General features: G+C 64.1%; 10 protein-coding genes. 2 read left to right on the top strand and 8 right to left on the bottom strand.

From position 1 onward, the window contains the following. The 4 genes from VKF82_11980 to VKF82_11965 form a co-directional block, all read right to left on the bottom strand. On the bottom strand, positions 1-755 hold a 755-nt coding region (locus tag VKF82_11980), incomplete at its 3' end, for a hypothetical protein (GenBank protein HME82772.1). A gap of 174 nt (positions 756-929) precedes the next feature. Then, on the bottom strand, positions 930-1,340 hold the full coding sequence (locus VKF82_11975) for a TPM domain-containing protein (protein ID HME82771.1): 411 nt from the start codon (positions 1,338-1,340) through the stop codon (positions 930-932). Positions 1,341-1,349: 9 nt separating this feature from the next. Continuing rightward, on the bottom strand, positions 1,350-2,168 hold the full coding sequence (locus tag VKF82_11970) for a TPM domain-containing protein (protein HME82770.1): 819 nt from the start codon (positions 2,166-2,168) through the stop codon (positions 1,350-1,352). Continuing rightward, on the bottom strand, positions 2,169-2,774 hold the full coding sequence (locus tag VKF82_11965) for a LemA family protein (GenBank protein HME82769.1): 606 nt from the start codon (positions 2,772-2,774) through the stop codon (positions 2,169-2,171). It abuts the gene before it with no gap. A 102-nt stretch (positions 2,775-2,876) separates the two neighbouring features. On the opposite strand from VKF82_11965, the gene VKF82_11960 reads away from it, so the two are divergent. Both VKF82_11960 and VKF82_11955 read left to right on the top strand, forming a co-directional pair. Then, positions 2,877-4,457 carry a PQQ-binding-like beta-propeller repeat protein gene (locus VKF82_11960; GenBank protein ID HME82768.1) on the top strand — a complete coding sequence of 527 codons (1,581 nt, stop codon included), beginning with the start codon at positions 2,877-2,879 and terminating at the stop codon, positions 4,455-4,457. Then, positions 4,454-5,110: a hypothetical protein gene (locus tag VKF82_11955; protein ID HME82767.1), complete on the top strand. Its 657-nt coding sequence runs from the start codon at positions 4,454-4,456 to the stop codon at positions 5,108-5,110. The genes VKF82_11960 and VKF82_11955 overlap by 4 nt, the downstream gene beginning before the upstream one ends. Position 5,111: 1 nt before the next feature. Here the strand turns inward: VKF82_11955 and VKF82_11950 are convergent, their stop codons facing one another. The 4 genes from VKF82_11950 to VKF82_11935 form a co-directional block, all read right to left on the bottom strand. Next, positions 5,112-5,447 (bottom strand): XRE family transcriptional regulator, encoded by a 336-nt coding sequence (locus tag VKF82_11950; protein ID HME82766.1) that lies wholly within the window; start codon positions 5,445-5,447, stop codon positions 5,112-5,114. A 324-nt stretch (positions 5,448-5,771) separates the two neighbouring features. Further along, positions 5,772-6,017, bottom strand: coding sequence for a hypothetical protein (locus tag VKF82_11945; protein ID HME82765.1), 246 nt, complete (start codon positions 6,015-6,017; stop codon positions 5,772-5,774). Between the two features lie 181 nt (positions 6,018-6,198). Further along, a complete protein-coding gene (locus VKF82_11940; GenBank protein ID HME82764.1) occupies positions 6,199-9,642 on the bottom strand; it encodes a hypothetical protein in 3,444 nt (1,147 codons plus the stop codon). 19 nt (positions 9,643-9,661) lie between these two features. Then, on the bottom strand, positions 9,662-11,026 hold a 1,365-nt coding region (locus VKF82_11935; GenBank protein ID HME82763.1), incomplete at its 5' end, for a hypothetical protein.

Here is an 11,026-nt window from a genome sequence, read left to right as displayed (position 1 = left end):
GCCGGGTATACGACGACTTGGCAACAGTGATTGAGCACGTAGAGTTTGTCGCTGCTGTCGATAGCGATATCGAGACAATCATGATCCTGGTCCGGGCTTTGGACCGGAATGTGCCGCAGCGGCACGGTATCGACGCTCTCGCCGGGCGCATAGACATCGACACCCACGGACGGTTCGTGCGACCGGCACACGTAGAGGCTGCCCTTGGAATCGATCGCGACGCCGTTGATGAAGCCGCGTTGCGCCGACATCATGATGTGCCGCGTGTACGACGGGGCGGCGGACGTCGATCCAGCGGTGGCGAGAGGTAGTCGGAATACCATGATGTCGTGAACGTCGCTGATCTCACCATTGGGCTGTATGTCCCAGCGGGCGATGACAAGCGCCTGCGGCTGCGAGAAAGCCGCCTCCGGCGCTAGCAGCGGATACGACCGAGCCGCGACGGCAACTGGTGTGACCGGAAGCTGGGCGCCTTGCAACGGAGGTGCTGAGAATAAGGAAGCAAGGAACATCGACTTCGGCGTCGATCTGTCGGGCGTTGCCAACATCACAGCATTCATCGGGAGGTCTGTGCCGACGTTGAAACTTCTCAGATGGATGAAATATTCGTCGCCGTCCTTCGTCACGTCTCCCACGACATAGATCTCGGCTCGGATCGCCGCCGCGGCGTTCCTTACCGAGGTGTCGCCCTGCTGCATGGCCCTCGCGTCGAACCCCTCCAGTTGGCTGATCTGCTCGGTAAGCGATTGGGTCATCGCTGCAGCGACGTCTTTGAGCTCCGGGGCTGACGTCAGCGAAAAAACGGCTACGAGCCGGGTCTTCACTCGCGCAGAGGAAGGGACCGCCACACATACCATAGCGACGACGAGCGCGAGACACTTGGCGACGAGGTTCAGATTGCCCATCGATCGTTGGCGAGCTTTGTCTCGCTACGGCCTTTCCTTCGCGCGAGGGTAGTGGTGCGCGAGCGCTTCTCCAGTCACGCCCACGCCGTGCACGATACCGGTGGTCAGATCGGTGGCCTTGATCTGCTGCGCGACCTCGGCGACGACGCGATCCCAAAACGCCTGCCCGACCTTGCCGTGGATGCCCGCGCCGCCGAGCACGTGCAACTCGTGGCGCGACGGCACGACGTAGAACAACACGCCGCTCTCGTCCATCGGGTGCGCTCCGCGCAGCTTGCCGAACGCGTGTTTCGTGCCGCGCTGTGCCGCACCCCAGAAATGCGGCGACAGCGTCACGTAGATCTTGCCGCTGGTGTTCGCTTCTGCGGCTTTGATGGCGTCGCTGATGCGCCGCTCGTCCACGTGGCGCGCGAGCGGATGCTTGTCCTGTGCCATGCTATATGCTCACCATGACGCCGATGCGCCCCCGCCTCCGCCCATGCCGCCTCCGCCGGAGAAGCCCCCGAAGCTGTCGCCGCTCGATCCGCCGCTGTCACCGCCGCTAAAGCCGCCCCACCACCCCGCTCCGGCGCCGCCCGAGCCGATCGTGTACCCACGACCGGCAGCATATCGGGAACTGCGCGCGATCAACGTGACGACGACGAAGAAGATGATCACGAAGATCAGCGGCACGAGGATGTCCGCCGGCGACGCGTTCGAAGCCGTGCTCTCGTTGTTCTCGCCGGTCTGCTCGGGCGATGCGCCGCCGATGGTCGCGATGAGCGCGTTGACGCCATCCGTGACCGCGCCGTCCACATCGCCGGCCTTGAGCTTGGGCGCGATGATGTTACGCGCGATCTGCGACGCGCGCGCGTCGGTGACAACGCCCTCGAGTCCGTAGCCGACCTCGATGCGGATCTTGTGGTCTTGCATGAACAGGAAGAGCGCAAGACCATCGTCGAGTCCCTTGCGCCCGACCTTCCATTTCGTGAACGCGCGGATCGTCCAGTCCTCGAGCGGCGCGCCGCCGGTGGTCTGGCCGATCCAAACGATGATCTGGTGGCCGGTCTTCTGATCGTACTCGGCGAGCTGCGTGTTGAGCGAGGTCTGCGTCGCGGACGAGAGCACGCCCGCCGTGTCGGTGACGAACTGCTCGGGCATAGGCGGGATCGGCGGTTCTGCCGCGCGCGCCGTCGAGACCGACGCCGAGAACGTCAGCGGCGCGGCGAGCAGTGCGCCGAGCAGCGCGATGCGGAAAGTGCTGCGCGCCAGCGAAGTGCGCAACTAGAACTTGACCTGCGGCGCCGTCTCCGCGCCCGGCTGCGCCTTGAAGTATTCCTTCGGCTTGAACTGCTCGCCGAAGATGCCCGCGACGAGAACTGTCGGGAATGATTGACGGGTGGTATTGAACGTCTGCGCCACCTGATTGTAGCGCATGCGCTCGACCGCGATGCGGTTCTCGGTGCCTTCTAACTGCGATTGCAGCTCCAGGAAATTCTCGTTGGCCTTGAGCTGCGGGTAGTTCTCGACCACCGCGAGCAGCCGTGAAAGAGCATTGGTCAGGCCGTCCTGCGCGGCTTGGTACTGCGCGAACCCTGCTGGGTTGGTCGGCAGGCTCGATGCGTTGACGTTCACCTGGCCGACCTTTGCGCGTGCGTCTGCCACTGCGATGTACGTGCTCTTCTCGAAGTTGGCAACGCCTTTGACCGTTTCGACCAGATTCGGGATAAGGTCGGCGCGCCGCTGGTAGACGTTCTCGACTTGTGCCCACTGCGCGTCGACGGCTTGGCTCTGCGCGACGAGCGTGTTGTACGTGCCCGCGAGCCACGCGCCCACGATGAGGACGATGACGACGATTGCGATCAGGCAGCCGATTAAGCCGCGACTCATGCCTTTGCTCCTTTGCTTCCGGTCCGGGGTGGGAACGTTCCGGCGGCGGGCAAGGGTCCCCTCGGGTCCCGTTGAAGCGGACCCGCCTCGGGGGTGCCAACCATGAGCCGACAGTCCGCGCCGGTCCTCGCAGCAGTCGCGTCGGTCACCTTGGTCGTGCTGACTGGGTGCAGCCGCAATGCGCCGTCAGCCGTGCCTTCGCCGACCGCGGTGCCCGCCCAGTGGCCGATGTATAACGGCACGTATCAGGCCGACCGTTGGTCGGCGCTTGATTCCATCAACACCGGCAACGCGAAGACGCTCAAAGTGGCGTGCATGATCTCACTCGGAGAGACCGGCGCGTTCCAAGCCGGCCCGGTGATCGCCGGCGGCACGATCTACGTGACGTCAGCACATAACACGTACGCGATCGACGACACGACCTGCAAGCTGAAATGGAAGTCGACGTACGTGCCGACCGGGCCGGAGCCGTTCAACACCAATCGCGGCGTCGCGCTCGACAACGGCACGCTGTTCCGCGGCACCCAAGACGACCACATCCTCGCGATCGATGCGGCAACGGGCGCGGTGAAGTGGAACGTCAAGATCGCCGACTCGAACGCGAGCATGTTCCTAAGCGCGGCGCCGATCGTTTGGAACGGGAAGGTCTTCATCGGCCTGGCGGGCGCGGACTGGGGCATACGCGGGCGCATGATGGCGTTCGATGAGACCGATGGGCATCAGCTGTGGAGTTTCGATCTGATACCCGAGGGCAGCGAGGCGGGCGCGCAGACGTGGGGCAAGGCTTCCACGGCGTCGACCGGCGGCGGATCGACTTGGACCTCATATTCGTTGGATCCGGCGACCGGTGAGCTGTTCGTGCCGGTCGGCAACCCCGCGCCGGATTTCTCCGGCGACTATCGGCCGGGCGCGAACTTATACACCGATTCGCTCGTGGTGCTCGATGCGAACACCGGCGCGTTGAAATGGTACTATCAGACGGTGCCACACGACGTGCACGACTACGACGTCGGCGCGCCGCCCGCGCTGATCACGACCAAGGGCGGGCGCGATCTCGTCGTCTTCGGCGGCAAGAACGGTTATCTATACGCGCTTGACCGCACGACGCACGCGCTGGTCTACAAAGTCCCGGTCACGACCATCCGCAACGCGAATGCGGCACCGACGGTCGCGGGCGTGACGGTCTGCCCCGGCTGGGTCGGCGGCGTCGAGTGGAACGGACCCGCGTATGATCGCCCAGATAACGAACTCGTGGTGGGCGCGGTCGATTGGTGCAGCACGTATCAACTCGCAGAGGCGAGATTCGTCGCCGGGAAGTTCTTCTTGGGCGGTGCGGCGATACCCGGACCCTGGCAGAACGCGCATGGTTGGATCACCGCGGTCGACGCGGACACCGGGAAAGTCGATTGGAAATACAAGACGAAAGGTCCGGCGGTCGCGGCGGTGGCGCCGACGCAGGGAGGCGTGGCCTTCACGGGCGACCTCGCGGGCAACTTCTACGCGTTCGATTCGAAGGCGGGCACGCCGCTGTACACCTACGACACGGGTGGCGGCGTCGCAGGCGGCATCGTCGCGTATCAAGAGAGCGGCAAGGAGTATGTCGTCACGACATCGGGCAACGTATCGCGGTCGATCTGGCCCGGCGCCGCCGGCTCCATGAAAGTCTACGTATTCTCGTTGTGACGCGATCCGGCTTCATGTGGTGCGCGGCGATCGCGCTGCTTTTCGCTGCATCGCCCGCGCGTGCGTTCTCGCCGGCGCTCACGGCGGCGGAAACGCAGGCTGCCGTCGCGCAAGGACGTGGAGCGGCCGCGGCGCACCTGGGATACGATGCGGGCAGCTATCTCTTATACTCAGCGCCCGATACGCTACTGCTCGCTCCCGGCCAGGGTTCGATCGACGCGGTCGTCGTGGGCACGCCGTTCGAGCGCGTGACCTACGCGAGTTATCTGGCCGCGTTTCAGGAGTCGAAGATCTCCGCGGAGGCGATCGTTGCTGCCGCGGTGCCGGATACGATCGACTTCGTCGTCTTCGCGCACAGCGGGAATCCCAAAGATCAGACGTTCTTGCATCGTTTTCGATCGGCTGGCGTCACAGCCGCGAGCCGGGTGCTCCCGGCGTCGAGCACGACGCTTTTCGGGCCGGCGGAAGACTTCTACACGACGTCGGAGGGCAAGCGCGTGCCGCGCTGGCTGGGCTACGAATCGTTCCGCTTCGACCTGCGCGCGTTGGCGGCGGCGGGCGTCGACATCTCACATCTCAAGGGGACGTTCGCGGTGGTCGACCCCTACGGCCGACATTATTCGTTCGCGTTCGATCTGAGCAAGTACCGGTAGATCACTTCACGAGCAACTCGCCGCGGACGCTGGGCACAAGCTCGATGAGCTCGATTTCTCCTTCGGGAAAGCGCGCGATGATCTGGAGCTCTCCTCCTACAGCCTCGATATAACGTCGCAGCGTGCTCACATAGAGGTCCGTGCGATGCTCGAGCTTCGATACCTCCGGCTGGGTCATACCAAGCAGGTCAGCGAGGGCGTCTTGCGTGAGCTGTCGCGTTCGCCGCAATTCGCTCAGCAAAGCAGCTCGCTTCTTGTGATGATCCTCGGCACGATCAATCACGCCGGGCTTTGAGCGGGTTGCGCGAATTTCGCTCCATTTCTTAGTCTTAGGCATCAGATCAGACCCTCTGCTTTCAGCTCTTCAAGATAATACGGATAGTCGAAACGCCTCTCGATTAGAACACGTTACGTGATAGACTATGTCGCGGAGGGTCCAGCTTATGAACATCACGTGCTACCGTTCGTCTGCCGCATTTGCAACGATCGCATTGTTCCTGGTCCAGTTCGTTAGTGCTAGTCCGGCGCCGGCGGCGGTAGGCGGCGGCAACACTATGACGACAAATACCGTGTCGGCAGTGAATCCATGCGCGGGCGGACCGCCCGCGGTGGGCTTCACGCGCATGCCTCCGCGGCCCGTTACGGTCGCCCCAATCGTGAATCACAGCCCGGGGAACGGCGGGCCAGGCGGGATGCAAGCGATGCATCCAGCGACTCCCAAACCCACTGCCTCACCGGTACCGACGATGCCGCCCAACTGCGCGTACCTCGTGGTGACGTCGACGGCGCACAACAGCGTACAGTGCAATACGTTCAGCCTCACCGCGTCGAGAAGCGGCGCCGTGATTTCCAAGAGTTTCTTGCAGAGCTCCACGCCCGCCAATGACTTGCACTCGAACGTGTGCACGTGGATATTCATAACGCCGGTGCCGACAGGCGTACCACTCGGCGTCTCCGTGATCGGGACCTCGGTGACCGCAACAGTAACTATTCCGTCGGGCTATGCCGGACCGGGGCCGTACTCGCAGACCTTCACCGGTCTCTGACGCCCGCGCTCAAGAGCGCGGGACTACGTTTCGCGCTCTACATTAGGTTTTGAAGTCGAGCGTCTGCTCCGTGCTTTGGCTGCCATCGGTCACGATGACCTTGACGCGGTGAGCGTGCGCAGCGGGATCGATCTTTATAGTCGCGCTTGTCACCGGCTCTTCGAACACGCGCCGATCGTATGACGCGCCGCCGTTGCTCGAGTAGAGCACCGTACTCCATTGCCGCCCCGTCGTGACGGCCGCGCTCCACGAGAGGGCAATCGTCGCGCTGCCGGCGTGCCGCACCGCCGCGCCCGGCGTCGCGATGTGCACCACCGGCGGCGCCTGTGAAACGGCGCGGCGCAGCACGAAACCGTTTGGACCTTGCAGCTCGACGCTGGCCACGCCGGTCATGCGCGGCACCTGGAACGAGAACGGCACGACGTCCGACTGCTTTCCGTTCTCGTCGGCCCACTGCGGCTCGAACGGGAACGTCGCCAGCGGCGCGCCGCCGGCATCTCGATAGACGATCGCCCACGTCTCGCCCGCTACGGCGGACCGCGACTCTAATTGGATCTCGCTATCGATGTCGTAATACGGCCAGATCAGCGCGCCCGCTTTGCCGCCCGCGCGCGAGACCAGGCCGCGCACCAGCAGCGCCGGCGGATCCGGCTTCTTGCGCAGCGCACTGGCCAGATTCCAGTACGTGCACTGCGCGATCCATGTGTATCTATCGACATCGCCGCTCCCCATGAACGGTTCTTTGCGTTCCTTCTTCTCGCGCGGGCCGGGGACGCCGGCGGTGTCGATGCGGAACCCGTTCGCCCATGTCACCACCATGTTGTGATAATTGCCGGGCGCCGAGCAGTCGCGATTCATCTGGAAGTCGCCCCACAGCATCGGCAGCGTGTGCGCGAGCTCATGCATGACGACGAAATAGGGCTGGTCCTCGCGCACGAGCAGGATCTTCCCCGTCATGGCAAGGCCGAGGACACCCTTTCCCTGGATCGCCGTCATGTCAGCGACGGGCAACACCACGACGTAGCGCTGGTACCCGGCAAGCCGCGTCAACGCGTCGAGCTGTTTGCTGAGCTCTGCGTGCACCGCGATCTCCCGCGTGATCCGAGCGTCGAGCTCTTGGTCTTCCGGCTTGACGCCCGGAAACACCAGCGGCTCGATCGGATCGGTCATCGCTTTGGACGTCGACAGGTCGATGGGATCGAGCGCCCAGGCTTCGATGCTGTGCGGTTGCATCGGGTAGTAATCCGGGATGTATCTGCCGGACATGATGCCGAGCTGTTCAGACGCGTCGTCTACCGCCTTGGCGGAGCCTGCGTCGGCGGGCGTCAGCGTCAGCGCAAGGAACGCGATCTTCACCGAGTGCGTGCCGTGGACGTTCCCGCCGACGGTCACCGCGAGACCGGTCCCGCCGTTGGCCGTGACCAGCTCGTCCTTGATCAGATACTCGCCGAACGCGGCGATGCGGAAGGGCGGTATCGGCGGCGGCGGTATGCCTTCCTCAGCGTCGAGAAAGATGAAGTACGTCTTCGGCGTGACGTGATGGCCGGTCAGCGGGATCTTCGCGAGCTCCTTGCTTTGATAGATGAGTTTTCCGGGCGTCGCCGTGCCGCGTTCAAGCGTGAAGCGCATCGAGACGCCAACGGGCGGATCGCTGCAGTCGCTCACGACCGTCATCTGGATCGTGTAGTGGCCCCACGCGTGTTCGGCCGCGCCGTTCTTGAGCCGATAGCGGTCGATGCCGAACAACAGCGTGTCGCGATACGATATCATGTCGAGCTCGGCGACGTAGTTGGGCACGTCGATCAGCGGGCGCGTGATCTGCTTGGTCGGGTGGTCGTCGAACTTGGGGTCGTCTTGCCACACGCCTTGGACCGGTTCGAACGCGCCGTCCGCCGTGGGCTTGCATGGCGGCGGACGATAGCCGGGTCCATACGGTTTTTCCCTGGTCGTCGGAAACTCGGTCGGCGTCGGTGTTGGCGACGGCGTCGTCGGCGGGTGCGTCGGCGGCGTTTCGGTCGGCGGCGGATTGGCGACGGGAGCGTTGGGCGGCGGCGTCTCGGTCTTGGCCGCAGCGAGCGGTGGAACGGCGACCATCAAGACCGTGCGGATGATGAGCTTGCCCGCTTCGGTCGCGCGGATCTGGACTTGGCAGTCGCCGCTCGGACTGACCGGCACGACCGTCGTGGTGCTGCCGTCGGCAAGCGATGCCGATCCTTCGACCGTGAACTTGACGGTCGCCTGGTCTTTGCCCAGACCATCGAAATGCAGGTGCACGGGGACGACCTGGCCGGGCTTGAGCGACGGCAGCGGCGCGATCTGTTGGGTGACGACGTCGGCCTGCTGGTCGTTGAGACGCTGCGCGTCGTTCTGCACGCCGGCGGTGTGACGTCCGAGCGGCGTGTCGTCGTGCAGTTTGCCGGCGATGCTCATGTCCGACGTGCCGTAGGTGTCGATCTGTTTGTCTGAACCGTCGAGCAGCAATTTCGCGTGCAGCGGATCCGTGCCGCGCGTCTGCATCTGGACGAGACCCTTGTTGAAGCCGCCGCGCTCGTATGCCGTGTTGGCTTCGGTGATCGCCGGGCCGCTGGCTGGCACGTTTTGAGCCGCTTCGGTGCCCTCGAGATGCGTAGGCTTGTCGGTGATCAGGCAGCTCGCGCCTTTGTCGGGCTTGCCCTGCTTGTCGAATTCGGTGAACGCAAGAATCGTCGCCAGGCCGACGATCGCTGGGATGCGCAAATGGAAATGGCCTTTGTCGTCGGTCTTGCTCTGGTAGACTTGTTGGTCGCCGTTGCCGGTGACGGTCGCGACGTAGAACGCAGCGGGTCCCGCTTGATCGCTGACAACGGTTCCGGTGATCTCGCCCTGATGTGCGAGGGGCGCGATGTAGACGCCCTGGTCGGTGCCGCTCCCGTCACCGGGCGCCGGCTTCACTCGAGTGAACCGGGGGTCGCTGGTGAGCAGCGCGTCGCCCGACGGCGGCGCCGCCATCGAGATCTCTTCCCATTTCCCGTTCTGGGTGAGGCGCTCTTTCGTCTCTGATTTCTCGCCGGGGGCTCGATGGGTCTTCGTCCGCTCGCCGGTCATCGTGCCGTCCACGGCGTGATCCAATTTCGTGACCGTCTCGTCCACGGTGCCGTGCTCGCTGTCGACCACCGTATCGGTTATCGTCGTCGTCGAGGAGCCATCTAGGTTGTAGGTGTCGACGCTCGTACCTTCGGACACCTTGAGCTGCGCGCCGCCCTTCTTCTTATACTTGACGTCGCGCACTTTGGTCGACTTCTTGATGACATTGCCGGCCGGATTCTTGACCACGACCTTCGTGGTCGTGCTCTCCGTGTAGGTGCCGTCCGGGTTCGTGGTCGAGGTGGTCGTGGTCGTGGTCGTGATCTCGTTGCCGGACGGATCGTGGGTCACGACCGGGGTGCCGTCGGCCAGCAGCGCGAGCGGCAGCACAAGAACGAGCAAGAGCGGGAGCAAGCGACGCAACGTCCGCCCCATCATCGTGCTACTGGGTGGTGAACTTGACCACTTGCGAAGAGCTGCGCGTGCCGTTGGTGACGACGACCTTGACCTGGTGCTTGTGCACGTGCGGTTCGAGCAGCACGTCGAACGACGTGATCTTCGCTTCGAAAACGCGGTCGATCCACGTCTTGCCGCCGTCGGACGAGTAGAGCACCGACGCCAGCGCGTTGGTGGACGGCGTCACAGTCCACGCGACGTGCACGGTGCCTCCAGACGACGGCCGAATGGGTTCTACCACGACGTTTTGCGCGTTCAAAGAACGCGCTACTACAGATGTTATGTGGATGGCTGGTGCTTGCGCGCTCAGCTGTTCGCTCGCGAGCACGCCGCCCGGACCGACGACGTCGACGCGGGCAAGGTCGGGCGTCAGCGGGATGCGGTACCCGAAGGCGATCAGGCTGCGATCTTCCTTCGTATCCGGCAGGCGCCACTGCGGCACGAACGGGTACGTCGCAAGCGTCTTGCCGTTCGCATCGTACGCGACGATCGAGTAGGTGGCGGACGCGCCGGCGGTGAGGTCGGCGCTGCCGTCAAGCGTGTAGAACGGGCCGAAGACGGCCGTGTTCAGGTCGGCGCGATGGAACAGCATCCCGCGCACCAGCAGCATCGGCGGATCGTAGACGATCGTCAGGTCCTTGAGCAAGTGCCAGTAGGTGCACTCGGTGATCCACTTCTCTGGATCCACCGCGCCCTGCGTGTTCGCAACCGCGATCGGCCAGTTGGCCGGGATGGCGGTGTTGGGCGACGGGCCTTTGCCGGATGCGCCCATGAGCGGGAACGTCTTATCCCTGCGTACGCGCGCGGCGAGCACGCTCGCCGTGGTGATGCGCTCGCCGTTGGCGATCAGGTTCTGCGTGTTGTGATAGTCCAGGCCGCATTCGGCTTTCATCTGGTCTGAACTCCAGGACGCCACCGGAATGCTGTGCGTCAGTTCGTGCCCGACGGTCTGGAAGTTCATGAATTCTGGGATGAGGATGAGCTTGGTCGACACGGTGATGCCCAGCGAATCCGGCGGCGCGATCGAGAAGTAGTCGTGGTCGCTCAGCACCGCCACCGTGCGCCCCGCGCCGTCGATGAGCCCGCTGGTGCTGAGCTGGTCGGTGATAGCCGCCTCGAGCTTCTCGCGCTCGTGGATGAGCCTGTTCGCGGTTACGGTCGCGTCGCTCACATTGGATAGGTGCTTGGCGAGAAAGCCTAAGATGGCATCGGTCTTGTCCTGCGACAGATCCTTGCCGGTGAAGTTGAACAGCTCGCGCACGACCGTGGGCAAATCCCACGGCTTGACCGCATAGAAATCGGGGATGTACTTGTGCGAGTCTTGCGCGATGGTGATGGTGCGCAGCGTGAG

Source organism: Candidatus Eremiobacteraceae bacterium, assembly GCA_035314825.1.
Classification (GTDB): Bacteria; Vulcanimicrobiota; Vulcanimicrobiia; order Eremiobacterales; family Eremiobacteraceae; genus JAFAHD01.
The sequence above is the reverse complement of the archived record's forward strand: the minus strand, read 5'-3'. Positions and strand labels throughout refer to the sequence as shown.